The organism is Aeromicrobium sp. (genome assembly GCF_025965075.1).
Lineage (GTDB): Bacteria > Actinomycetota > Actinomycetes > Propionibacteriales > Nocardioidaceae > Aeromicrobium.
Genome location: NZ_JAOPXQ010000078.1, coordinates 1 through 23,210, shown reverse-complemented (window position 1 = coordinate 23,210; position 23,210 = coordinate 1). Strand labels below are relative to the sequence as shown.

Here is a 23,210-nt window from a genome sequence, read left to right as displayed (position 1 = left end):
TGGGCCAACGACAAGACCGTGACCTTCATGCCGAAGCCGATCTTCGGCGACAACGGCTCGGGCATGCACGTGCACCAGTCGATCTGGAACGACGGCAAGCCGCTGTTCTACGACGAGTCGGGCTACGGCGGACTGTCCGACCTGGCGCGTCACTACATCGGCGGCATCCTCAAGCACGCGCCGTCGCTGTTGGCGTTCACCAACCCGTCGGTCAACTCGTACCACCGTCTGGTGCCGGGCTTCGAGCTCGAGCGCGGCCACCACGAGGTCGGTACCGGCGGACAGCAGGAGATCAACTACAAGTTCAACACGCTGCTCGCAGCGGCTGACGACCTGCAGCTCTTCAAGTACATCGTCAAGAACACCGCCTGGCGCAACGGCAAGACCGCGACCTTCATGCCGAAGCCGATCTTCGGTGACAACGGCTCGGGCATGCACGTCCACCAGTCGATCTGGAGCGACGGCAAGCCCCTGTTCTACGACGAGTCGGGATACGGCGGACTGTCGGACCTCGCGCGCCACTACATCGGCGGCATCCTGAAGCACGCGCCGTCGCTGCTGGCGTTCACCAACCCGTCGGTCAACTCCTACCACCGCCTGGTCCCGGGCTTCGAGGCGCCGATCGCACTCGTCTACTCGGCCCGCAACCGCTCGGCCTGCGTCCGCATCCCGATCACGGGCTCGAACCCCAAGGCCAAGCGCATCGAGTTCCGTTGCCCCGACCCGTCGGCCAACCCGTACCTCGCCTTCTCGGCGCTGCTGCTGGCCGGCATCGACGGCATCAAGAACAAGATCGAGCCGCCGGCCCCGATCGACAAGAACATCTACGAGCTCCCGCCCGAGGAGTACGAGGCCATCAACATGGTCCCGACCTCGCTCGACGCCGTCCTCAACTCCCTCGAGGCCGACCACGAGTTCCTCACCGCTGGTGACGTGTTCACGCCCGACCTGATCGAGACGTGGATCGACTACAAGCGCACCGAGGAGATCCTGCCCGTGCAGCTGCGGCCGCACCCGCACGAGTTCGAGCTCTACTACGACATCTAAACCGAAGGGCTGAAACTTGCCCTGACCTGCACAGACGCGCAGCCCTCGTTGGTGGTTCGCCCGGGAATCCCCCAGCGGGGGCCGTTGCGTTGTGTGCAGGGTTGTCGCCCCCGGGCCGGACCGGACGGTCCGGTCATGAACATCGACCTGAATGCCCCCTTCTGGGCCATCGACCATGTCGCCGCCGCGCTCCTCATGAGCGTCGACACCGCCCGCGAGCACACACCTACTCGCACGACTTCCCGAAGGCCAAGGCTGGCTTCTCGCGCAACCTGTGACTGCGCGAGGAGGTCCTCGCCTGGTTCGCCGGCCTCCCAGCAGCCGATCGCACTCGTCCTGAGCGAGGTGGACGGCAGCACGGAGGGCACGACCGCGGGCAAGACGCTGGACGGTGCACGCTGGAAGGCACACGAGAGATCGTGCAGCGCCTCGAGCGGTCCGCCAGCCCTCAAGCCATCACCCCACTCGTCCAGCTCATCGAGGACTACCTCGCGGTCGGCCGCAGCCCGTACACCGGCCAGACGTGGGCCGCGGGCCACCACAAGCAGACAAGGAGGCAGTTGCTGCGCTGCGTGAAGGGCTACGAAGGAATCCGGTGAAGGAGACCTCTGCACCCCGCCACGCAGGGCGGAATGCTCTGGCACCCTCCCGGGACCCAAGGTCCTGCTAGCGAGGTCAGCGCTTGCTGGGTCCTTGCACTTGCGCGCCAACGGGCGCAGGCTGGTGCTGCGTACGCCCGTCCGATCCGCGACGGGTACCGGCGAGGGTGTGGTCACATTGGCCGGCACGATCGACACGAGGCATGAGGTTCGCAAACTCTGCACGGCCGGTACCGCTCTGATGCTCGCTCAGACTCACCTCCGGGTGGGCACCGGCGGGAGTCAGGGTCGTGAACATGGTTGACCCGGGCCGCCCTGCGTCGGGCAAGCAGGGCATGCTCGCAATGGACCCGGTAAGGCGGTACGCGTTCATCACCGGCGTGCTGTTCCTGATCACCTTCATCGCGTCCATCCCAGCGGCGTTCATCTTCTACGAACCGGTGCTGAAGCACTCCGGCTACATCCTCGGCGACGGCGCCGACACGCGCATCGCGACCGGCGCCCTCTGCGAGCTCATCGTCGTGATCGCCAACATCGGCACAGCCACCGCTTTGTTCCCCGTCCTCAGACGGCAGAACGAAGGGCTCGCGCTCAGCTACGTCACGGCACGCGTGATCGAGAGCACCTTCATCATCATCGGCATCCTCAGCCTCATGACGCTGGTGACCCTGCGCCAGGAGGCCCCGAGCGGAAACCCGGATGGCTTGCGCCTCGCTGGCGAGTCGCTGGTCGCCCTGCACGACTGGACATTCGTGCTCGGCCCCGGGTTCATCGTGGGGATCGGCAACGGGCTGATCCTGGGGTATCTCATGTACCGGTCCGAGCTGGTACCACGCCGTATGGCAGTGCTCGGACTGGTCGGCGGGCCACTGATCATCATCTCAGGAGTGGCCGTCCTCTTCGGGTGGATCGAGGCCGGTGGTGTTGGACAGGCAGTCGCGACGATCCCGGAATTCTTCTGGGAGCTGTTCCTGGGCATCTACCTGACCGCGAGAGGCTTCCGACGCTCAGCGGTGAGCAAGCTGTACGGCGCTTCTCCACACTCGGACCGCGACACCCCACGTCAACGCATGACCTAGACAGCCAACCGGAGGACACGATGAGCTCTGACGCAGACCGACACCCGAGTCTCACCCCAGAAGCCGTAGTGCGAACCTGTCGTCTGGCTGGTGCGGCGCTGGCTACGGCCTCGGTGCTGGCCATCGCCGGCTTCACGGTGCTCGGGTCGGTCTTCGAGTATCCCCAGATTCTCGACGAGCCGACCGGCGACATCCTCGCTTCGTACCGCAAGCACCAAGGCACCATCGTCACCTGGTTCTCTGTCCTCGCTCTCAGCGCCGCCCTCATGGGCCCCGCCGGAATCTGGTTGGGCCGACTCGCAGGCGGCACGCTCGGACGTTGGATCGCCGGCGTGGGCATCGCAGCCGCCGTCGTCCAAGTCGCCGGACTGCAACGATGGGTGACGCTCGTGCCCGACATCAGCCACGATGCCCTGAACCCGGGAAGGCGCGCCGACGCTGAGGACAGATTCGAGCTCTGGCACAACATCCTCGGCAAGGCCGTTGGCGAGACCCTCGGCTACGCACTCACCGCGACATTCACCGTGCTCATCGTCATCGCGCTTCGACCCACCTTGCTGCCACGATGGTTGGCGGTGCTCGGTCTCGCCTCCGCGGCGCTCATCGCGACCGGGGTGGTCATTCCCCTGATCGAGGCCGCTAGCCTGACCAACTTTGCGGGCTACGTGATCTGGTGCGTCTGGCTCATCGCCGTGGCAGTCGTCCTTGTTCGCGTTCGTGCACCGGCAGACACACCGGCGGGGCGTGCTGACGACGGGCGCCGTCCGCACCGACATCAGGTGGACTCGTGACCCCGATGCGAGCCGTCACCCACGAGACCTATGGATCGGCTGATGTGCTGACCATCAGCCACGTTGACCGGCCGCTACCTCAAGAACATGAGGTGCTGCTGCAGGTCCGTGCCGCAGGTCTCGATCGGGGCGCATGGCACATGATGACCGGCAACCCATACCTCGGACGACTGTTCTTCGGGCTGCGCAAGCCCAGGCGCCACGTTCTTGGCACTGAGGCCGCGGGGGTTGTCGAAGCCGTCGGTTCGGCCGTCTCCCGGTTCTCGGTCGGCGACGAGGTCTACGGCTTTGCCCAGGGTTCCTTCGCCGAGTACGCAGTCGCCCGTGAAGACAGGCTCGCCCCGAAGCCGGAGAGTCTGACATTTGATCAGGCCGCCGCTGTTCCGGTCTCGGGGGGCACCGCACTGCAGGCATTGACAGACGTCGGCCGCCTCCAACAGGGGCAAACGGTGCTGATCTCTGGCGCATCGGGGGGTGTCGGGAGCTACGCCGTGCAGATCGCGAAGGCCTTGGGAGGTCAGGTGACCGGGGTTGCCAGCACCGCAAAGCTCGACCTGGTGCGTTCCCTGGGCGCAGACCGTGTCCTGGACTACACCCGCAACGAGCTGGCGCAGGACCGCGGTCGCTACGACTTGGTGCTGGACATCGCCGGCAACCCCTCCCTGACCCGGCTTCGCGCAGCGCTTACGCCAACGGGAACCGCCGTCATCATGGGCGGCGAGGAAGGTGGTTCGTTCTCCGGCGGGATGAACCGCCAGCTGAGGGCTGTGCTGCTCTCGCCGTTCCTCCGTCAACGTCTCACCACCTTCATCGCCAAGCAACGAGGCAGTGACCTCGAACGCCTCGCGGCCCTGATCGAGGCCGGCCAGGTCGCTCCCAGTCTCGAGCGGACCTACCCCCTCGACGAGGCGGCGGAGGCGGTCCGCCACCTCGAGCTCGGCAACGCGCGAGGCAAGGTCGCGATCAGCGTCAGCGGCTGATCAGCTCTTCTGCCCCGAGTACACCAGGACCGCACAGTGTCGACATGCGCACCGGAGCCGACAACGCTCTGACCTGCGAAGACGCGCTCGATCTCAGATTGGACTCAGTTCGTTGGTTCGACGGCCCTCGTCCTGTCCATGTCGTCGTCATGCACCGAACGCGGCACGCCGCACCTTCCCGGTGTCGTCGCGGACCGGCTCCCGGACGAGCGTCCACGAACGCGGGACCTTCTCGGGGTCGAGCCGACCCCGGACCCACCTGACCAGTTCGGCCTGCGGCACGTCGGCACGGTCGGTGTCGACCACGGCGTGGACCCTCTCGCCCAGCTCGTCGTCCGGCCGACCGACGGCCACCGCGGACCGCACGGCCGGATGCTCCTCGAGCACGGCCTCGACGTCGGCGGGGTGCACCTTCACCCCACCTGTGACGATGACGTCGTCGAGCCGGTCCTCGACGTACAGGAACCCGTCGGCGTCCATCCGTCCGGCGTCACCGAGGGTGTGCCACCCGTCGCGGACGCGGGGCTCGTCGCCGACGTAGGAGTACGTCGCAGCGCCCGCCCGGCGCATGACGATCTCGCCGCTCTCCCCGGCCGCGCACACCGCCCCGTCCGGCCCGACGACCCGGAACTCCGATCCGGAGATCCCGCGACCGACCGAGCCGGGGCGCTCGAGCCACTCCTCGCCGGTGATCATCGCCAACCCCTGCGACTCCGTCCCGGCATAGACCTCGACGACCCGCTCGGGCCCGAGCCAGTCGATCCACGCCCGCTTGAGCCACGGAGCGCACCGGGCGCCCAGGTGCAGCACGCTGTCGAGCGAGGACACGTCGTACGTCGCCCGGGACTCGAGCCGCCAGATGCGGTGCATCATCGTCGGCACCAGCATCGTCCAGGTGACGGCGTGGGTCCGGATGGCCCGGAGGGCCTCCTCGGCGTCGAACCGCGGCAGCACCACCAGCTCGTGCCCCGTCATGAGTCCCCGCATGGCGTAGACGAAGGGCGCGGCGTGGAACAGCGGGCCCGCGACCAGCTGGACGGCATCGCGCGGCACGAACGGCGCGACCCGACCACGGGGGTCGACCGTCGCAGGCGCCGCGGCACGGACGATCTTGGGGCGTCCCGTGCTGCCGCTCGACGTGGGGGCCTTCCACGACGACGCCGCCAGGTCCGGCAGGGAGGAGTCGTCGGTGGATGTCTCGAGCGGTCCGTCGACGACCAGAGCTGGCCGGACCAGCTCGAGGATCGCGGTCCGCTCGCCCGCCCCGATGCGGGGCGACAGCGGCTGCGGCGTCGCGCCCAGCTTCCACGTCGCGACGCAGGCGATCACGAAGTCGAGGCCGTTGGGCAACGCGACCGTGACGAGGTCGTCGCGGCCCACCCGGTCGGCCCAGGCGTGCGCCACTCGGTTGGCGGCGAGGTCGAGCTCCCGGCGAGTGAGCACGTCCTCGCCGCATCGCACCGCCACGGCATGCGGCGCCTCCTCTGCGAGCAGCGCGAACGCGCGACCGATCGGGACCGACGTCACCCCAGGTGGGCCGCGTAGAAGTCGAGGTGCGCCGCGGCCGCCGCCTCCCAGGTGTAGGACGCCGCCAGCGCGCGGCCGATCTCCGGATCGGGAGGCTCCGACAGCACCGTGGCCAGCGAGCCGGCCATCGCCATCGGTGACGAGGCGAACCGGACGGCGCCGCCGAACACCTCGCGCAGCACCGGCAGGTCCCTGGCGACGACCGGCACGCCGGCGGCGAGCGCCTCCATCGCCGCCAGGCCAAACCCCTCCTTGGTCGACACGAACGCCATCGCCGACGCCCCCGCCACCAGCCCCGGCAGGACCTGCTCGTCGACGACCCCGAGCATCTCGTGGTTGACGCCGAGCTCGGCCGCCCGCCGCTCGAACGCGACCCGGTACTCGCGGTAGTCGAACAAGGTCTCTCCCCCCGCGAACACCAGCCGCACGTCCGGCCGACGACGCCGCATCAGGGCGTACGCCTCGAGGAGGTCGATGCTGCCCTTGCGCGGCTCGATGCCGCCGAGCGCAAGCACATACGGACCGAGCTTCTCGCGCCACATGGCTCGATCGGCCTCGCCGTCCGGCCCGGCGGCCCGGGCGAACCGTGCCGCGTCCACCCCGTTGGGGATCACGGTCGGTGTCAGCCCCCACCCGGCCTTGACCTCGGCAGCCACGGACTCCGACACGCAGACCCGCCCGACCGGCTCGACGACCGCGCGCTCGTGGCAGGCCACGAGCTCCGGGGTGGAAAACGTGTCGAGGTGGTGGATCGTGCGCAGGCACGGCAGCGCGGCGTTGGCGCTGATGCAGTCCTGGGCGTGCACGATGTCGTACGCCTCGGGGGTGAACGCCTCCCCGAGGACCGCGATCGACCGCTGGATGCGGGCGCCGACGTCCTCACCCGGCACCTCCGGGAACGGGACGGCGTGGATGCCCACGGAGGCGTCGACGGGTCGGTAGAACGTCGAGTCGCCGCCACGACCCAGTGTCCAGACGTCCACGTCCGCGCCGGCCTCGCTCAAGGCCTCGGCGAGGGCCAGTGTGTGGACCACGCCGCCGCGCGGCTTGGTCGAGTAGGTCAGCAGGGCGATCCTCATGCGTCCTCCCCCCGCAGCGACCCGACGTACGACGACGGGATCCGCTCCTTGAGGTGGTGCAAGATCCGACGGGAGCGGGCGATCTCGGCCTCGATATCGACCTCGGCGACCGCCAGGGCACCCTTGGACCACGTCTTGGCCAGGACGTCGCCGCCGGGACCTACGACCTTGGCCTGGCCGAGGAACCGGAGCCCGCCCATCACACCGGTCTGGTTGGACGACAGCCAGACGATCTGGTTCTCCGCCGCCCGGGCGCTGTCGTAGAGGTCGAAGAGCCGCGACTGCCGGTCCTGCGGCAACCGTGAGGCCCGGTCGGTGAGGCTGGCCGGCCACGCCGACAGGCACGCGACGACGTGCGCCCCGTCGACCGCCAAGGACCGGGCCGCCTCCGGGAACGTCTTGTCGTAGTCGATCAGCATGCCCATCCGGCCGACCGGGGTGTCGAACGCCGCGAACGTGTCACCGGCCCGGTAGGCCAGGGCCTCCCCGGCGGGCTGGTGCACCTTGCGGTGACGGCCGAGGATGCCGTCGCCGGTGACGCACAATGCGGAGTTGTAGTGTCGGAGGTCCCCGTCGGCGACGATCTCCTCGGTGTAGCCGAAGCAGACCACCATCTCCTGGGCCATCGCGATGACCCGACCCACCTCGAACGAGTCCTCCGCCAGTGCCGGTGGCAGCGCGTGGGCGTCAGGGTGACGCAGATCGGACAGGTAGCCGCCGAGCGTCGCGTCCGGGAAGACCAGCAGGTCCACCCCGGACGCGCGAGCGTCCCCGACGATCCCGGCGATCTTGTCCAGGGACCGGTCGATGTCGCGGCCGAAGTGCGCGGCGACCGAGGCGAGGCGCACGGGCTACAGATCTGCCGGCGCGGGACGGTGTGCACCGACGATGCAGCGGTAGACGTGCTCGGCGTCGCGGGCGATGCCGGCGAAGCGCCCGGAACCCCACGTGTGCATCCACGGCAGACCGAGGAAGTACAGCCCCGGCACCGAGGTGACCCCTCGGGTGTGGGTCGGCGCCGCCGCCCCGTCGAAGACCCCGACCTTGACCCACCGGTAGTCGGGCCGGTAGCCGATGCCCCACACGATCGAGGTGATGCCGGCCTCGGCGAGGTCGAGCATCCGGGGCTCGTGGTCGGGCGACCACACCGGCGCGTACTGCCCCCCGGGCGGCGCGTCGATGCCCTCGCGCTCGATGTACGCGTCGATGTCGCGGCAGATCGAGTTGTAGACCCCATCGGCGGAGTCCAGCGCCTTCGCCACGGTGGGCTCGAACGACAACCGGGTCCCCTCGGCGCCGGACATCAGGCCATACAGCCGCATGCCCTCGACGGCGAACTGCCGCAGGTCGATGTCGCGTCCGCCGTCGCGGCCCGTCACGTAGTGGTTGGTCTTCTCCCGGGCGGCTCGTCCACCGGGGTACTGCTGGACCGGGGTGTCGTAGAGGCCCATGTCGGCGAGCCACGTCATGCAGTCCCGCCCCCGGTACGACCGGGCGACCCGGGGCGCGTCGCCAAGCGCGAGGTGCACCGCGCGCCCCTCGAGGTGGAGGTCCTCCGCGATCTGGGCCCCGGACTGGCCCGACCCGACGACCAGCACGTCTCCCGGGGGCAGCTGCTCGGCGTTGCGGTAGTCGGCGGAGTGCACCTGGGTGATCGACGGATCGATGGCCGCGGCGAACGGCGGGACGATCGGCAGGTGGTACCCGCCCGTCGCGAGCACGACGTGCTCGGCCTCGAGCACCTCCTCACCGTCCGGGCCCCGCAGGGTCAGGACGAACCCGCCCCCCTCACGCTCGGTCAGCGCCGTGACCGCGGTGTGCTCCCGGACCGGCGGGTCGAAGCTGGCCGCATAGCCCGCGAGCCACGCCGCGACCTGCTCGCGGTCCATGAAGCCGTCGGGATCGTCACCCTCGTAGGCGTAGCCGGGAAGCCGGCAGTGCCAGTTGGGCGTCACCAGGGTGAAGTTGTCCCACCGCCGGTCGGTCCACTCGTGCGCCGCGGTGGACGCCTCGAGCAGCACGTGCTCGACCCCCTCCTGCTTGAGGAACCAGCTGACGGACATGCCGGCCTGGCCGGCTCCGACGATCGCGACGGGAATGGTCATGAGGACCCCTTGGAGGATGGAAGCGGCGGATGCATGTCGAGGACCTCGACGAGGTCCTCGGCGGAGAAGGCCGACGCGATGCGCTGGATGCTCTCGAAGGAGGCGGCCGAGGCCGAGCACGCGAAGCCGTACTTCAGCCGCACCCGCTCGCTGGCCTCCCCGAGCGCCACTTCGGACCGCTGCGTGAACTCGTCGACCCGGTAGGTCGTGCCCGGCGCCAGGTGGTCGTGCATCACGAGGGACGGCGAGTAGCAGTCGACGACCCGCCCGTCGGGCCAGCGCACCGTCACGGTCATCTCAGGCATGGACGCGCTCCGCGTACGTGTCGGGGCGACGGTCGCGCAGGTGGAACATCGAGCGTCGCGCGGTCTCCAGCGCCTCGTCGATGTCGATGCCGGCGACGGCCAGGCCGGCCTCCGAGCCGGTGGTGGCAAGCACGTCCCCGCCCGGTCCGACGATCTTGGCGTGGGAGACGAACCGCATCGAGCCGAATGTGCCGACCTGGTTGGCCGCGACCCAGACGATCTGGTTCTCCAACGCCCGGGCCTGGTCGAACAGGTTGAAGCGCTTGGTCCAGCGGTCCTCCGCGATGTCCGTCGCCCCCGCCGTCCGCGACGACGGCCAGGCCGAGATGCAGGCAACGACCTCGGCGCCGTCGAGGGCCAGCGCACGCGCCGCCTCCGGGAACGCCTTGTCGTAGCAGATCAGCATGCCCACGCGTCCGACCGGAGTGTCGAACGCTCGGAACACCTCTCCGGCCTCGTAGTAGAGGTTCTCCCCCAACGGCTGGTGCACCTTGCGGTGCACCCCGATGACCCCGTCCCCCGTGACCGCGGCCGCGCTGTTGTAGCGGACCCCCGCGTCGGCCTCGCAGAAGCCGAGCACGAGAGTCATGTCCCCGGCGATCCCGGCGACCTTCCGCAGCTCCGGGCCGTCGAGGTCGATGATCGGCGGCAGCGAGTCCGCGCCGTCGCCGTCGGTGTGCAGGGTCGACAGGTAGCCACCGAGCGCGGCCTCGGGAAGGGCCAGCAGCCGTACGTCCTGGGCGCGGGCCTGGGAGACGAGCCGGGCGATCAGGGCATACGCCTCGTCGAGGTCGCGCCCGAAGCTGGCCGACGCGGCGGCCAAGTGGGTGATGGTCATGAGGAACTCACCTTCGTGGTGGGGCGGGTGGAGGAGCCGAGACCGGTGACGGCGTCGGCGATCGCGGAGGTCACGACCCCATCTGGCCACCGCAGGTCGACGCCGCGGCCCTCGCTCAGTCGTCCGCAGACGGCGGTGTCGACGTGAACCGGGAGCGACGCGCGGGTCGGGGTCCGTTCGGCGGAGATCATCGCAAACCCGGGGAAGCACGTCAGCCAGTCGCCGGCCGTGGCACCGGTCGGCATCGGGATCTGGTCGACCTCGAGCACGGCCTTGCAGCCACTGGACTCGGCGAGCATCCCGGCCGTGCCGACCACGCCGGTCATGCTGACGTCCTTGGCGGCGGTCGGTCGCAGGGCGGGGACCACGTCGGCGAGGGCGCGAAGCTCCTCGGCTCGCCGGGTCGAGGAGCTGTCCCACTGCGACCCGGTGTAGCCGGAACGCCACCCGCCGCCGAGGTCGGCGGTCAGCCGTAACGACTCGCCGGGGCTGCCCCCTCCCCCGGGCACGGGGTGGTCCGTACGTCCCAGAGCGGTGACGCTGAGCGCAGCGGGCACACCGAGCTGGGTGTGACCGCCCAGGACCGGGACGCCCCAGGCCTGGGAGGCGGCGCGCAGCCCACGGAAGACCCGGTGGGCGAACGAGGCGTCACGTGCCCCGACGGCGTCCAGCAGCCCTACCGGCGCGGCCCCCATCGCCGACAGGTCGTTCAGGTTGACGAGGACGGCGCACCAGCCGGCCCACTCGGGGTCCCGCTCGACCATCGACGGCAGGATCGCGTCGCACGCGGCAAGCAGGTCGGAGCCGGGGACGGGAGCGGCGTCGTCTCCGACGAAGCCGCCCCCACCAAGGGCAGAGTCGCTCAGGCCCACCCCCTCCAGGGACGTGGGGTGGTCGAAGCCCTCGAGCAGTGCTCCGAGGGCGGCCTTGGTGGCGTTCGCGAGCCGCTGGACACGGTCGATCGGCCACAGCATGTGCACGTGGGAGCGACCGTAGCCGTCCACCGTGGCCCGGCTCGTCCAGCCGAGGTGTCGGAACAGCGCCTCGTTCTGGGCCTGGACCGTCGCGTCGAAGCGCAGCGCACCCTCGGCCTCGGCCCGCGCGCAGGCGGCACGGACGAGCGCACGCCCGATGCCGGCGTGGGTCCGTGCTGCCGCGCTGACGGCGAGGCGGCTGCCCGACCACCACCCGATGTCGCGGCCCTCGAGCGCGGGGGCGATGCGCACTCCCCCCAGCATCGTGCCGTCAGGCGCGCGTGCCACCAGCACGATCGTGCGCGGGTCGTCGTCGACCCGGTCGGTGTCGTCACGGGCGAAGATGCCCTGCTCCGCGACGAACACGTCGCGGCGAAGCGCGCGGTAGGCGTCGAGCTCGGCGCGGGTCTGCGCCTGGGTCACGAGGAAGGTGGGAGTCGGCGTGGGACGGATGCCGGTGAGGATGCCACGGTCGAGATCGACGATGGTCATGTCAGGCCCCTTCGCTCTGCAGGACGCTGCATGCACCGCATGCGGCGCAGCCGGCCGCCTGGTCGGCGCCGTGCATGCCGGCCTCCATCAGTGCGTGGGCCACCCGGCGGGTGACGTCCTGCAGCACCTCCGCCGGGGGCGGGGGGACGTGGTCGACGTCCGTCGCGAGCGTCCCGGCGAGCGGCCGGAACGGGACCACGAAGGGGTAGACGCCCATGTCAACGAGCTCCTGCGCCGCGGCGACCATCTCGTCGGGATCCTCGCCGAGGCCCACCAACAGGTACGTCGAGACCTGGTTGTGGCCGAACACACGGACGGCCTCACGCCAGGCGGCGCGGTACTCGTCGAGCGGCACGGACGACTTGCCCGGCATCCACTGCCGGCGGACGTCGTCGTCCATCGACTCGACGTGGATGCCGATCGAGCGCGCGCCCGCCTCGTACAGGTCGGTGATGGTGCGCAGGTCGGCCGGCGGCTCGCATTGCACCTGGATCGCGAGGTCGGGCAGCACCGCCCGGACGGCCCGGACGCAGCGGGCGAGGTGCGTGGCCCCCCGGTCGCGGCCGTTGGTGGTGCCGGTCGTCATGACCATCTGGGTGATGCCGTCGAGCTCGTGCGCCGCCTTGGCGACCTCGGCGATCTGCGCCGGGGTCTTCACTGCGATCGTCGATCCGGCCTCGAGCGACTTCTCGATCGCGCAGAAGCGGCAGCGCTTCGCCTCGTCGTAGCGGACGCAGGTCTGCACGACGGTCGTCGCGAGGACGTTCGCGGAGTGGAGCCGGGCGATCTTCTCGTACGAGACTCCGTCCTCCGTCCGGAGGTCGTAGAACGTCGGACGGCGCACCGGCTCCACGCCGAGGCCGGTGTCGGCCCCGTCGAGGAGCAGGCGACCCCGGTTGATCGTGAACGGGCTGCTCGGGTTGATCGGGATCGCGGTCCCGACCCCCCCGAGCAGCACGTGGCCGTCGTCGCTCGGCCCTGCGCCCGACTGCCGGCTGACCGGCGCATCGAGCAGTCGGATGCCCTGGATGGCGACATCGACTCGTGTGCTGGTGCGGGTGGCCGTCGCTCCACCGCAGCTGGGCGCGTCCATGGTCAGAGGTTGTAGACGGAGTTGATGATGGCGCCCTTGCGGGCGTAGTGGATGATCGCGTCCTGCACGTCGAGCGGGTGGGCCGGGATGACGCCCTCGATCAGGTCCTCCTCACGGATGCCGTGGAGCGCGAGACCAAAGCGGCAGCAGTAGACCGTCCCGCCCTCGGCGATGTAGGTCTCCAGCGAGGCATTCATGTTGAGCTCGCCCGGGAAGCCGGCGTCGCCGGTGGTCGGGAACCCCCTGTTGGCGGAGCAGGCCAGCGTGCCGGGGCCGTAGAAGTAGATCGCGGTCTCGAAGCCCTTGCGCAGGGCGCGAGTCGCCTGCAGGATCGCGACGAAGCTGACCGACGACTCGTGCGGGATGCCGTGGATCAGGGTGAAGTAGGACTGCCCCTCCTCGGCCTGGTAGTCGGGGAACAGCTTCGTCGAGCCATAGAGGTTCGTGCCCTTCGGCAGCGACGGATGCTTGATCTCGGCGAGCGAGGCCTCGATGTTGGCGGCGAGCTGGTCGTCGATCTCGGTCATGCGGGTCTCCTGGGTGCTGGGGTCGGGATTCACTGGGTCCTGCACTGGCTCTGCGAGCCAGGGATCGTGGGAGTCAGCCGTAGAGGCTCTCGAAGTTGCCTCGGAAGAAGGCGTGGGCGAGCTCGGGGTCCTTCGCGACTGCGGACAGCCGGGCGTACTCGCCCTCGAAGTCACCCCACGGGCAGTCGGTGGCGAACAGGATGCGGTCGTGGCCGATGCCGCGCTTCTCGATCTCCTGCACGAGCCACACCGGAGCGAAGCCGATCGTCCAGCTCGTGTCGGTGTAGACCTGCTTGCCGGACTCGATCCAGTCGAACAGCCGGCCGCCGATGAGCTTCATGTGCCCACTCATCCCGCCGCCGAGGTGGACGAGGTGAATCTTGGTGTCGTCGCCGTACTTGTCGACGAGCGTCCCGATCTGGTCGACGTCGGACGCCGCTCCGGGCGAGGTGTGCACGTGCACGACCAGGTCGTGCTCGGCGGCGGTCGTGAAGATCTTGTCGATCTCGTCGGCGCAGTCGGGATCGGTGGGGCTGCCGCCGAGCAGGAAACTGGTCTTCAGCGCCTTGACGCCGGACTCACCGACCAGGGCCAGCGCGGCGTCGTTGCGGGCGGCGTCCGAAGCCTTCGGCGACACCCAGAGCCCACAGCTGACCCGGTCGTCCTTCTGGGCCGCCTCGATCGCCAGCGGGTTGAGGTCGAAGGCCGCGTCGGGGACGGGGACTCCGTAGTTGGGCAGCACCAGCGCACGCTCGGTGCCCTCACGGTCGAGGTCCGCGAAGAAGGCGCTGACGGTCTCCTTGGCGGTGATGTCGGCGCGGATCGCCGGACCGCCGTAGAACGGGAATGCCGGCAGGGCACCGATGTGGCGATGGCTGTCGAACACTCGCTGGGTCATGCATCAAGTCAGCGCCCCCGATGTTTCGGGTTGGTCACGGTCGGAACAAAGAGCGGTAACGTGTCCGTGTCCCCGTGTTACGCCGTCCCTGACCACCCTGTGGGTGGATGCCGGCGCACGAGCATCGCGCAGTTCCTCGAGTACTTTCTGGGGCCAGGGGGAGGTCGTGTAGCCGGAAGCGGAAACGTCGTCGATCTGAGAACGGCCCCTCCGTCGCTCACCTGGCCCGAGCCGCAGCGCCGGTCACGATGACGTGACCGCCAGGACGCCCCTGGCCCGTCACGGGTCGGGGGCGTCCCTGCGTCTGCGGCGACGCCGACGACCTCACAACAACGCGCGGAGGCGGTGCATCATGGGGATGCTCGGATAGGCGTCCTGGCTGATCTTGCCGATCAGCACCTCGACGTACGCTTCCTGCTCCCGAGGTCCCATCGTCTGCTCGATCAGGTCGAGCATCGTCGTCGACGGGTACGTGTCTGCCGACACCCGGTCGATCAGGTGCTCGACGAACGCATGACGAACGTCGTCCTGCCGTTGCCTCCACTGCTGCGGGTCCATGACGTCTCCTTGTCTGGGTGATTTCGTCTGGGTGATCTCATCGTGCGAGAAGCGTGCCGAGCGGGCCCAGATCGATGTTGAGGTCCTCGGTCGTCAGGTCGTAGCGCGACTTCAGGTCCTCCATCGCCTGCTCCAGGTGCATCAGTCCGGTGCCGAGCGCCTCGACCTGATCGTCGGTGAGGTCGCCCTCGTCGACCCGGCGCAGGGCCTGCTTCTCCATGAGCTGCCGAACCAGCTCGATGATCGTGAGGACGAGCTTGAACAGGTCGCGTTCCACCGACTCGGGGTCCGTCTCGAGCCGCTGGGGCAGCAGGCGGGGCTGTTCGGTCATCGGGGTTCCACCATGTCCGCACGGATCGTCGTGATCAGGGCGTGGAGGCGGATCTGCACCAGGTCGACGCCGGACAACGAGATGACGACGTCCCCGGCGAGGACGACTCCTGCCCCCAGCAGGCGGTCGAGGAGATCGACCAGGGCGATCTGGCCGACGGGGTGTTCGACGGTCGCGCTCATCGCTGCTCCAGCATCGCGAAGGAGTAGGGCGGCCAGGGCCCGACACAGCTGACCTCCATGGTCGGGTACGACGTCGCCAGCTCGGTGACCCGGGACGTGAACGCCTCGCTGTCGTCCGCCGCGATGAGATAGGCGCTGTTGAGGAGCATCGTGCCGACGTGCCCCGTCAGGCGGGGGTCCTGCGGGGGCAGCCGGCGGCTCGCCACGGACATCGACGACAGCGCGTCGTGCACCTCGTCACCCACCCGAGCGGCCACAGCCTCTGCCTCGGCCCGGGCCTCGGCCGTGGCGCGTTTGCGTCGCAGGTAGTCGGCGCCGCCGAGATCACCACCGGCCGGGGCGCCCACGGGGACCTGCTCCGGCGGTGCGAGGACCTTGACGCTCCACTCCATCCTGCCGTCGACGCGGTCGAGGATCTGCTGGAGCGCGTAGAACCACTCGTCGAGTCGTCGCCGCACCCCCTCGTCGTCCAGGCAGATGGTGGCCAGTCGCAAGGGCGCGGTCGGTCCTCGGGCGGTCACGGCCTGGATGACCGCGTCGTGGACCCGGACGGCCGCCTCCAGCCAGTCGAGCTGCTCGAGGTTGCGCTTGAGCGCTTCCTCGCCGTACTCGTCGAGATCGACGTCGCTGACCACGGCTTCCAGCCCGCGGTGCTCCACGACCTCGATCTGCCCCCCGTCCAGCCCCGTCAGGTCCGCAAGCGTGCCGGGCTGCAGCCCGCGCGTGATGGCGTACAGATAGCGTGCCGAGTCACCCACGACGCGCCTCCCGCCGCTGCTCCTCGGCCGCGGGTCGTTCCGCACCCGTTCCCTCCTCGAGTGCCTCGAGCCGGGCACGAAGCGCGCGGTTCTCCTCCTGCAGCTCGTTGGCACTCGTCGAGAGCATCGGGTCGTTGCGCCACCAGTCGATGCCCATCTCCTGCGCCTTGTCGACCGACACGATCAGCAGGCGGATCTTGATCGTCAGCAGCTCGATGTCGAGGAGGTTCACCTGGATGTCTCCGGCGATGATGATCCCCTTGTCGAGCACCCGCTCGAGGATGTCGGCCAGGTTCGCCGGTTGAGGACGTGAGGCTCCCTGCCCCAACGGGCCCGGATAGCGGCGTCCAGCCAGCTGATCTGAGTCGGTCATCCTCACTCCTCGGCAGAGCCGCGCACGAACCGGCGGGCGCGACGGTAGCCCTCCAGCTGGCCGCGGGCATCGACCGCGACCTCGTACGTCGCCAGGATGTCGGTCGTGCTGGGCACGCGCCGCAGCTCGACCACGTCGACGAGCACCGTCCAGCCGTCCTCGGTGCGCTCCAGTCCCGTCACTCCCTCGGGCTCGCGGCCGGTCAGGTCCAGCAGCTGTCCCATGGCCCTCTCGGCGACCCGCCCCGCAGTGGGTCGTCGCTGCGCGTCGGAGCGCGCCGAGGTGCGTTCGGCAGTGCTGCCGCCCGCCGCCTTCTCCGCCGCGGGTTTGCGGCGCGCTGGCTCGGATCCGCGCCGGGACGACCTCTCCTCGGTAGCCATGTTCACTCCTCCTTGCCTCTCTCGCGCCCGGTCAACAACCGGTCCACCAGCTCGTCCTCCCACGCAACGGCCTCCTCCTCCGACAGCAGGCCCGCCGCCCGTTGCCGGTCCACCTCCTCGAGCTGCGCGCGGATCGTGACCGGGTCGTAGAAGTCCTCCTCGGCCTGCCGGCGGATCTGCTCCGCGATCGCGACGGTCCCCCGCAGCGGCGCCAGCGGCAACCCGAGCAGTCCCGTGATCAGGCCCATGACACCTCTCCGATGAAGTCGTAGGGCGGCACGGGCCCCACCAGGCGCAGGCGCATCCGCGGGTGGACGGCCTCGGCGAGCTCCTCGAGCCGCTCCTCGACCTCCGTCACCCGGCCGTCGTCCACCAGCACGATCAGGTCGCAGACCGCGTCGGTCCCGGTCCCCGGCACGAGCCGCTGCCCGACCGTCATCGGGATGATCGCGTCCCACAACATCGCACTGTCCCGGTCCCGCACGACGTCGAGCGCGTCGGCCACGAGCTGCCCCAGACGCACGCGATCGGTCAGGGCCGCATCCTCGGGCAGGTCCTTCGTACGAGCCTGGAGCTCGGCGATCTCCGTGTCCCCTGCGACGATCTCCGCGAGCGCCGAGCCGTCGCGGTACGTCGCGCGGACGTTGAGCTGGGAGCGACCCGCGAGCTGCTCGAACAGCTCGGCGAAGTAGTCCTCGTTCGGCGCGAGCAGCTCCTCGACCACAGCAGAGTCATCCGGCACGACCGACCCGAACTGGACCGGCACGACGACGCCGTCCGGCAACAATCCGTCGAGCACCCGGCTGTATGCCATCAGGTCCGCCCGGCGACCCGGCGGGCGCTGCACGGCGATCTCGTTGACGACCGCGGCCACCGTGCCGTGGACCACGAGGCGCAAGGGAGCGTCGTCGACCCCCGCGGGCGGCAAGGCCTCGCGCTCCTCCGGACGCACCACGGCATACACGAGGCATCCGGTCTCGGCACCGTCGTGGAGCTTCGTCGTCACGTCACGCGCTCTCGGTGCGCCGGCGCGAGGACCGTCTGGCCGGGCGCCGGGACTCGTCGTCCTCGTCGTCCTCGTCGTCCTTGCCGGTCAGTGCCTTCTTGGCCCCCGACACGGCACCCTTGACCTTGCGGCCGGCTCCCGTCTCCTGGAGGTCACCGATGAACTCGTCGAGCGGCTTCCCGCCTCCGTGCTCCATGAGGTCCAGGCGGTTCGTGGCCTCGGCGAAGCGCAGGTAGGTGTCGACGCTGGCGATGACGATCCGCGCATCGATCGTGAGCAGCTCGATGCCCACCAGCGACACCCGGACGTAGGCGTCGATGACGATGCCCTTGTCGAGAATGATTTCGATGACATCGGCGAGCCCGCTTGGGGCCGGCCTCTCCAGGTAGCCGCCGCCCCCGCGGCGGGACATGGTCTGTGACGGCATGATCTTCCTTTCGTCGGTCGTGGCGTGGGACTGGCCCGCGGCGCTCAGGCGCTGCGGCGGCGTCGGGACCGAGGCGTCTGCTCCTCCTCGGGCTCCTCCTCGTCCTCCTCGTCCTCCTCGTCCTCCTCGTCCTCCTCGTCCTCGGGCTCCTCCTCCTCGTCGTACTCGTCCTCGTCCTCGGGTTCAGCCTCGTCCTCGTCCTCGGGTTCTGGCTCTTCCTCGTACTCGTCCTCGGGCTCCAGGTCCTCGTCCTCCGGCTCCTCCTCCTCGTCGTACTCGTCCTCCGGCTCGTCGCCTTCCTCGGGCTCCTCCTCGTCGTACTCGTCCTCCGGCTCGTCGCCCTCCTCGGGCTCCTCCTCGTCGTACTCGTCCTCGGGCTCGTCGCCGCCGTCGTCCGCCTCTTCCTCCCGCACGAAGTCCTCGTGGGACGTCACGACCTCGCCGTCCTCGATGACGCCCCGCCACCCCTCGACCTCGCTGGGCTCGAGGATCGTCCGGGTCATGACGTGACGACGGAAGTGTCGGAGCTCAGCACGTGCTCGACGGCCCTGGGCACGCCACAGGTTGCCGGTCTTCTCGAAGAGCCCCTGCGGGTAGTACTCGAGCACGACGAGGATCCGGGTCAGGTTGGACCCCAGCTCGTGGAACGTCACCGCTCCGTCGACATGGCCCTTCTCGCCCTTGGAACGCCACACGATGCGCTCGTCCGGCACCTGCTCCAGGATCGTCGCCTCCCAGGTGCGGTGGGACAGGAAGATCTGGGCCTTGAACTCCAGCTTGGTGTCATCGTCGCTGTCGACGCGCTCGACCTTCTTCATGAAGGAGGGGAAGGAGCCGAACTCGGTCCATTGGTTGTAGGCGACCGTCACCGGCACCCCGATATCGATCGACTCGATGATGTTGGTGGACTTGGTCGCCTTGCCATCACCACCGCCGCCACCACCACCCAGTCGTTCACTCACCTTGTCCTTGACCCCCGAGGCCGCGCCCTTGAGCGCCCCGAGGACCGGCGAGCCGCCCTCGGCCGCTGCCTTCGCGCCCTCGCCCGTGGCCTTGCCGATCGGCCCACCCTCCGCGACACCTTCGAGCTTGTCCGTCAGGCCGGCCACCCGGTCGTTCACGGCATCCAGCACCCGGTCGCCGAGTGACTTGAGCAGATCGGCAGAGGCGTCCTTGAGCTGCGACAGGGGTTCGCTCTGTGCGTCAGCCATGGCCGATCAGCTCCTCGACCCGGCGCCGCGCGAGCGTGACGTCGAGCCACGGCCGCTCGTGGCCTTCTTGGCGGGCGCCTTCTTGGCTGCCTGCTTCGTCGCGGGCGCCTTCTTGGCCGCCGTCTTCTTGGCGGCGGGCGGCGACTTCTTGGCTGCTGCGGTGGTCTTCTTGGCTGGTGACGTGGCCTTCGTGGCCGCAGTCTTGCGCGGGCGGCCCCTGCGGCGCCGCGGCGGAGGCTCCTCTGCCGGCTCTTCCTCGTCAGGCTCCTCGTCGGCCTCATCCGTGGCCTCGCCCGAGTCCTCAGGCTCCTCCTCGGACTCCCCCTCGTCGGGCTGCTCATCGGCCTCCGACTCCTCGCCGGGCCGTTCCACTTCCTCTTCCTCGTACTCGTCCTCCGGCTCCTCCTCGCCCTGCTCGGCGCGGCCGGAGTCACGGAGTCGCGAGCTCAGCTGCTCCACGCGGCTGGTCGCCGTCGCCACCGCCGCGGCCTTGGCCGCCTCCATCAACTTGTTGGTGATCTGCTTCTGCAGGTCCTGGAGCTCGGGGCTCTGGTCGATGACCTTCGACCCCTGCTCCAACAGTGCCCGGGGATTGGTCGCCATCCGTTGCCCCGCCAACAGGCCGGCAACGGTGACGGCCAGCTTCAACTTCTTCGTGCGACCCAGCAGGTATCCGCTGGCCACACTCACGGCAATCTTGCTCGTTGCTGACATGGTTCTCCCTCGTCCTTTGCCCTCGATCGACTCCATCCGAGCCCTGTGTGATGTCCCTCACAAAGGCGTACCCGGAGGCTATCCGGGCAAAACCGGTCAATGTCGTCGGCTGCCCCAGACCGGCCAGACATGCGGGAAACCGCATCTAACCGTGCGGGATCGGACCCCCGCCCGATCACGAAGGACGCCCCGGACCCACCGCGGGGTCAGGGGCGTTCTGCGCGTAGCGGGGCTACATCATTCGGTGGCCGGCGCACGAGCATCGAGCTCCTCCAGCCAGGCCCGCCACGCCGGCTCCTCACGCCGCACGTAGTCCGCTGCGTCGGCGGAGAACACGTAGGCCCGGACGCCCACCGTCGTCCGGTCGTTGCCCTCGTCGTATGCGAAGAGACTGAGCATCCCGGGAACCGGTGCGCCGAGCCGGACCAGCATCAGCCGCTCGCCGACCCGTTCGACAGTGCCAGTGCTGCCTCGCACGTCGACCGCCGCTCCCTCCGCGCCCAGCCCGAGCGAGTCGTGCATGGCCGCCCAGAAGGCGTCCGCGTTCCCGGCCCGGGAAGCGGTGACCTCGAGGTGCGTGGCCTCCTGGTCGGGGAAGTGCGTCAGGTAGAGGCGCAGGTGGTCGAAGAACGGCATCCAGTTGACGCCCATGTCCTCCCAGAAGTCCGCCTCCCAGTCGGCGCCGGTGCCGAAGCCGCTGCTGGTCACGTGCACGACGCAGGTGCCACCGGACCGGGCCTCGACGAGGAACTCCGACGTCAGCGGGCTGAGCGCATCCGGCTCCTTGCCCATGAGGGCGGCCCAGTCCTCCTCGTAGGCGAGGCGGCGGGGCGGGTCCCAGCCGGTGACGTGGCCGTCCGAGCCCATCTCGGGGCCCATGCTGAAGTGCACGGAGCCACCTTCGCGCTCCTCCATCTCGGTCGGCAGGAACCAGGCGCTCATGCCCTTGGCGGTGGCGATGGCCTGCCAGACCTGGTCCGGGGTGCCCGGGACCTCGATGCTGAACTCCAGGCGGTACGGGACGTTCGGTGTCGTGCTCATGCGATCTCCTCCTCGGGGAGTGGGTGGGCGGCGACGAGCAGCCGGTGCGGACGCCCGTCGTCGTGGTGGTACCGAGCGGCCAGGTCGAGCACCGCCGCAGTCAGGTCGTCCGCGAAGGCAGCCCGGTCGGCGGCCGACCGGAAACCGATCCGGGTGTCGATCGTGAACGTGGGCAGCCTCTTGCCGGATGCGCCGGCCCGGCGTGCCAGGGTGCCGACCTCGCGCACGACCCGACCGGCCAGCGCGACGAGATAGCCCGCCGACAGGTGGTCGGGACTGGCGTCCGGCTCGGCGGCCGACGCGCTGACGGCCGCCGGCGACACGACGTACGACGTGGCCGATGCCTGCAGCACCCGCTCGGTGATGCCGCCGTGCCGGCGCTCCTCCGCCAGCTCCACCAGGCCGTGCGACTCGAGCGCCTTGAGGTGGTAGTTGACCTTCTGGCGGGCGATGCCGACCCGGGCGGCCAGTCCCGCCGCGGAGGCGGGGACGGCCAGCTCGGCGAGCAACCGGCCCCGGACCGGGTCCAGCGCGGCGGCGGCCGCCCGCGCGCTCTCGATGACCTCGACGTCCTGCATGTCGCCACGATGCGCTTGACAGGAATAGTTGTCAAGGGACCATGGGCCCGTTGCCCGTACGATGGCAAGGCCCATGCCAGTCCCAGGATCCCGCCCGCGCAGGCTGCTGCTCGTGGTCGACGCACCCTCGCTCCTGCACCGCAACCACCACGCCCGGGCGCACACCGCGATCACGGATCGGTCGGGGCGACCCGCCTGGGCGCTGCACGGCATGCTGCGCCAGATCCTCGAGGCGATCGACGGATTCGCCCCCGACGCCGTGATCTTCGGGCTCGACGACCGGACCGCGTCCGTGCGCTCAGACCTCTACCCCGCCTACAAGGCCGGCCGGGCCGACAAGGACGCGGCGCTGGTCGACCAGCTCGAGCGGGCGGGGGCGTTGCTCGACGCCCTCGGCCTCGCGACGCTCACTCCCCCGGGCCTCGAGGCCGACGACGTCAGCGCCTCGGGCGCCCGGTGGGCGCGCGACCACGGCTGGAGCTGCGTCATCATCACCTCCGACCGGGACGCGTTCGCCCACATCAGCAACCACACCCAGGTGCTCCGCCTGATCAACGGCGGCATCAGCGCGTCACCGCTGCTCAACCCCGACCGGCTCCAGGCCCTTTACGGTGTCGCGGCCGAGCACTACCTCGACTTCGCCGCCCTGCGCGGGGACGCCAGCGACAACCTGCCCGGTGTCAGCGGCATCGGCGAGAAGACCGCAGCGATCCTCCTCACCCAGGTCGGGTCGATGTCGAGCGTGTGGGCCGACGTCGACCACAACGAGGGACGCGCCGTCGCCGCGACCCTGGACTCCTGGGCCGCGGAGACGGGTGCGCGGCGGATGGGTGCCACCGTCGTCCGGCGGCTCACGGTCCCCCAGGCCCGTGAGCGCTACGACTTCAACGTGCGGATCATGTCGGGGCACGAGGACCTCGACCTGGGTCTCACCCCCGACGTGCCCGGCACGCCGGGACTGCTCCCCCTGGATCCCGACCGCGTCCACAAGGTCGTGGGCTTCCTCAACGTCGAGACGACGACGTCACTGGCGATCCGCGTGCTCAGTACGGATCCCGCCTCCGCCGCGTTGCGCTGACACCGGTAAATTCAGCAGGTGTCCGACAAACGCCCCCGCCGCACCTTCGCCGTCATCAGCCACCCCGATGCCGGCAAGTCCACGCTGACCGAAGCGCTCGCGCTGCACGCCCGGGTCATCACCGAGGCCGGTGCCGTGCACGGCAAGGGCGACCGGCGCGCCACGGTCTCGGACTGGATGGCGATGGAGAAGGCCCGCGGCATCTCCATCACGTCCGCGGCGCTGCAGTTCGTCTACCG

At 69.8% G+C, this 23,210-nt stretch carries 30 protein-coding genes; 7 read left to right on the top strand and 23 right to left on the bottom strand.

Annotated features, from left to right (window positions below):
* The 5 genes from JWQ91_RS05200 to JWQ91_RS05180 form a co-directional block, all read left to right on the top strand.
* Positions 1 to 1,047: type I glutamate--ammonia ligase (locus JWQ91_RS05200; protein ID WP_297781675.1), on the top strand; the 1,047-nt coding region annotated here is incomplete at its 5' end.
* Positions 1,048 to 1,466: 419 nt separating this feature from the next.
* Positions 1,467 to 1,646: a hypothetical protein gene (locus JWQ91_RS05195; protein ID WP_297781673.1), complete on the top strand. Its 180-nt coding sequence runs from the start codon at positions 1,467 to 1,469 to the stop codon at positions 1,644 to 1,646.
* 296 nt (positions 1,647 to 1,942) lie between these two features.
* A complete protein-coding gene (locus tag JWQ91_RS05190; protein ID WP_297781672.1) occupies positions 1,943 to 2,725 on the top strand; it encodes a DUF4386 domain-containing protein in 783 nt (260 codons plus the stop codon).
* Positions 2,726 to 2,745: 20 nt separating this feature from the next.
* Positions 2,746 to 3,516, top strand: a complete 771-nt coding sequence (locus JWQ91_RS05185; RefSeq protein WP_297781671.1) for a DUF4386 domain-containing protein — start codon at positions 2,746 to 2,748, stop codon at positions 3,514 to 3,516.
* A 5-nt stretch (positions 3,517 to 3,521) separates the two neighbouring features.
* A complete protein-coding gene (locus JWQ91_RS05180) occupies positions 3,522 to 4,496 on the top strand; it encodes an NAD(P)-dependent alcohol dehydrogenase (RefSeq protein ID WP_297781677.1) in 975 nt (324 codons plus the stop codon).
* Positions 4,497 to 4,643: 147 nt separating this feature from the next.
* Here JWQ91_RS05180 and JWQ91_RS05175 read toward each other — a convergent pair whose 3' ends face one another.
* The 23 genes from JWQ91_RS05175 to JWQ91_RS05065 all read right to left on the bottom strand — a co-directional run bounded on the left by JWQ91_RS05175 (position 4,644) and on the right by JWQ91_RS05065 (position 21,893).
* Complete coding sequence (locus JWQ91_RS05175; protein ID WP_297781669.1) at positions 4,644 to 6,023, bottom strand: AMP-binding protein; 1,380 nt, start codon at positions 6,021 to 6,023, stop codon at positions 4,644 to 4,646.
* Positions 6,020 to 7,102 carry an MSMEG_0565 family glycosyltransferase gene (locus tag JWQ91_RS05170; protein ID WP_297781667.1) on the bottom strand — a complete coding sequence of 361 codons (1,083 nt, stop codon included), beginning with the start codon at positions 7,100 to 7,102 and terminating at the stop codon, positions 6,020 to 6,022. Before JWQ91_RS05170 ends, JWQ91_RS05175 begins: the two co-directional genes overlap by 4 nt.
* On the bottom strand, positions 7,099 to 7,950 hold the full coding sequence (locus tag JWQ91_RS05165) for a carbon-nitrogen hydrolase family protein (protein ID WP_297781666.1): 852 nt from the start codon (positions 7,948 to 7,950) through the stop codon (positions 7,099 to 7,101). Before JWQ91_RS05165 ends, JWQ91_RS05170 begins: the two co-directional genes overlap by 4 nt.
* Before the next feature lie 3 nt (positions 7,951 to 7,953).
* On the bottom strand, positions 7,954 to 9,207 hold the full coding sequence (locus tag JWQ91_RS05160) for an MSMEG_0569 family flavin-dependent oxidoreductase (RefSeq protein ID WP_297781664.1): 1,254 nt from the start codon (positions 9,205 to 9,207) through the stop codon (positions 7,954 to 7,956).
* Positions 9,204 to 9,512, bottom strand: coding sequence for an MSMEG_0570 family nitrogen starvation response protein (locus tag JWQ91_RS05155; protein WP_297781662.1), 309 nt, complete (start codon positions 9,510 to 9,512; stop codon positions 9,204 to 9,206). Before JWQ91_RS05155 ends, JWQ91_RS05160 begins: the two co-directional genes overlap by 4 nt.
* Positions 9,505 to 10,350: a carbon-nitrogen hydrolase family protein gene (locus JWQ91_RS05150; protein WP_297781660.1), complete on the bottom strand. Its 846-nt coding sequence runs from the start codon at positions 10,348 to 10,350 to the stop codon at positions 9,505 to 9,507. The genes JWQ91_RS05155 and JWQ91_RS05150 overlap by 8 nt, the downstream gene beginning before the upstream one ends.
* Entirely contained in the window at positions 10,347 to 11,816 is a 1,470-nt protein-coding gene (locus tag JWQ91_RS05145; protein WP_297781658.1) for an MSMEG_0567/sll0787 family protein, read from the bottom strand. The genes JWQ91_RS05150 and JWQ91_RS05145 overlap by 4 nt, the downstream gene beginning before the upstream one ends.
* Position 11,817: 1 nt before the next feature.
* Positions 11,818 to 12,909 (bottom strand): MSMEG_0568 family radical SAM protein, encoded by a 1,092-nt coding sequence (locus tag JWQ91_RS05140; RefSeq protein ID WP_297781656.1) that lies wholly within the window; start codon positions 12,907 to 12,909, stop codon positions 11,818 to 11,820.
* Between the two features lie 2 nt (positions 12,910 to 12,911).
* Positions 12,912 to 13,436, bottom strand: a complete 525-nt coding sequence (locus tag JWQ91_RS05135; protein WP_297781654.1) for an MSMEG_0572/Sll0783 family nitrogen starvation response protein — start codon at positions 13,434 to 13,436, stop codon at positions 12,912 to 12,914.
* Positions 13,437 to 13,509: 73 nt separating this feature from the next.
* A complete protein-coding gene (locus JWQ91_RS05130) occupies positions 13,510 to 14,334 on the bottom strand; it encodes an amidohydrolase family protein (RefSeq protein ID WP_297781653.1) in 825 nt (274 codons plus the stop codon).
* A gap of 324 nt (positions 14,335 to 14,658) precedes the next feature.
* A complete protein-coding gene (locus JWQ91_RS05125) occupies positions 14,659 to 14,892 on the bottom strand; it encodes a hypothetical protein (RefSeq protein ID WP_297781651.1) in 234 nt (77 codons plus the stop codon).
* A gap of 37 nt (positions 14,893 to 14,929) precedes the next feature.
* Complete coding sequence (locus JWQ91_RS05120; protein ID WP_297781649.1) at positions 14,930 to 15,223, bottom strand: gas vesicle protein K; 294 nt, start codon at positions 15,221 to 15,223, stop codon at positions 14,930 to 14,932.
* On the bottom strand, positions 15,220 to 15,405 hold the full coding sequence (locus JWQ91_RS05115) for a gas vesicle protein (RefSeq protein WP_297781647.1): 186 nt from the start codon (positions 15,403 to 15,405) through the stop codon (positions 15,220 to 15,222). Before JWQ91_RS05115 ends, JWQ91_RS05120 begins: the two co-directional genes overlap by 4 nt.
* Positions 15,402 to 16,163 (bottom strand): GvpL/GvpF family gas vesicle protein, encoded by a 762-nt coding sequence (locus tag JWQ91_RS05110; protein ID WP_297781646.1) that lies wholly within the window; start codon positions 16,161 to 16,163, stop codon positions 15,402 to 15,404. The genes JWQ91_RS05115 and JWQ91_RS05110 overlap by 4 nt, the downstream gene beginning before the upstream one ends.
* Positions 16,156 to 16,536, bottom strand: a complete 381-nt coding sequence (locus JWQ91_RS05105; RefSeq protein WP_297781645.1) for a gas vesicle protein — start codon at positions 16,534 to 16,536, stop codon at positions 16,156 to 16,158. Before JWQ91_RS05105 ends, JWQ91_RS05110 begins: the two co-directional genes overlap by 8 nt.
* 2 nt (positions 16,537 to 16,538) lie before the next feature.
* The gene (locus JWQ91_RS05100) at positions 16,539 to 16,916 is read right to left on the bottom strand and encodes a gas vesicle protein (RefSeq protein ID WP_297781643.1); all 378 of its coding nucleotides are present in this window, start codon (positions 16,914 to 16,916) and stop codon (positions 16,539 to 16,541) included.
* Positions 16,917 to 16,918: 2 nt separating this feature from the next.
* Entirely contained in the window at positions 16,919 to 17,164 is a 246-nt protein-coding gene (locus tag JWQ91_RS05095; protein WP_297781641.1) for a gas vesicle protein GvpG, read from the bottom strand.
* On the bottom strand, positions 17,155 to 17,922 hold the full coding sequence (locus JWQ91_RS05090) for a GvpL/GvpF family gas vesicle protein (protein ID WP_297781638.1): 768 nt from the start codon (positions 17,920 to 17,922) through the stop codon (positions 17,155 to 17,157). Before JWQ91_RS05090 ends, JWQ91_RS05095 begins: the two co-directional genes overlap by 10 nt.
* 1 nt (position 17,923) lies before the next feature.
* On the bottom strand, positions 17,924 to 18,334 hold the full coding sequence (gvpJ, locus tag JWQ91_RS05085) for a gas vesicle protein GvpJ (RefSeq protein ID WP_366521354.1): 411 nt from the start codon (positions 18,332 to 18,334) through the stop codon (positions 17,924 to 17,926).
* Between the two features lie 59 nt (positions 18,335 to 18,393).
* Positions 18,394 to 19,560, bottom strand: coding sequence for an SRPBCC family protein (locus JWQ91_RS05080; RefSeq protein WP_297781634.1), 1,167 nt, complete (start codon positions 19,558 to 19,560; stop codon positions 18,394 to 18,396).
* A gap of 6 nt (positions 19,561 to 19,566) precedes the next feature.
* On the bottom strand, positions 19,567 to 20,274 hold the full coding sequence (locus tag JWQ91_RS05075) for a hypothetical protein (protein ID WP_297781633.1): 708 nt from the start codon (positions 20,272 to 20,274) through the stop codon (positions 19,567 to 19,569).
* A 237-nt stretch (positions 20,275 to 20,511) separates the two neighbouring features.
* Positions 20,512 to 21,315, bottom strand: coding sequence for an SRPBCC domain-containing protein (locus JWQ91_RS05070; protein WP_297781631.1), 804 nt, complete (start codon positions 21,313 to 21,315; stop codon positions 20,512 to 20,514).
* Complete coding sequence (locus JWQ91_RS05065; RefSeq protein ID WP_297781629.1) at positions 21,312 to 21,893, bottom strand: helix-turn-helix domain-containing protein; 582 nt, start codon at positions 21,891 to 21,893, stop codon at positions 21,312 to 21,314. The genes JWQ91_RS05070 and JWQ91_RS05065 overlap by 4 nt, the downstream gene beginning before the upstream one ends.
* A 73-nt stretch (positions 21,894 to 21,966) precedes the next feature.
* Between JWQ91_RS05065 and JWQ91_RS05060 the strand changes: the two genes are divergently transcribed.
* Positions 21,967 to 22,971, top strand: coding sequence for a 5'-3' exonuclease H3TH domain-containing protein (locus JWQ91_RS05060; protein ID WP_297781627.1), 1,005 nt, complete (start codon positions 21,967 to 21,969; stop codon positions 22,969 to 22,971).
* A gap of 18 nt (positions 22,972 to 22,989) precedes the next feature.
* Positions 22,990 to 23,210 (top strand): GTP-binding protein (locus JWQ91_RS05055; RefSeq protein WP_297781625.1); only part of this gene is annotated, 221 nt, incomplete at its 3' end.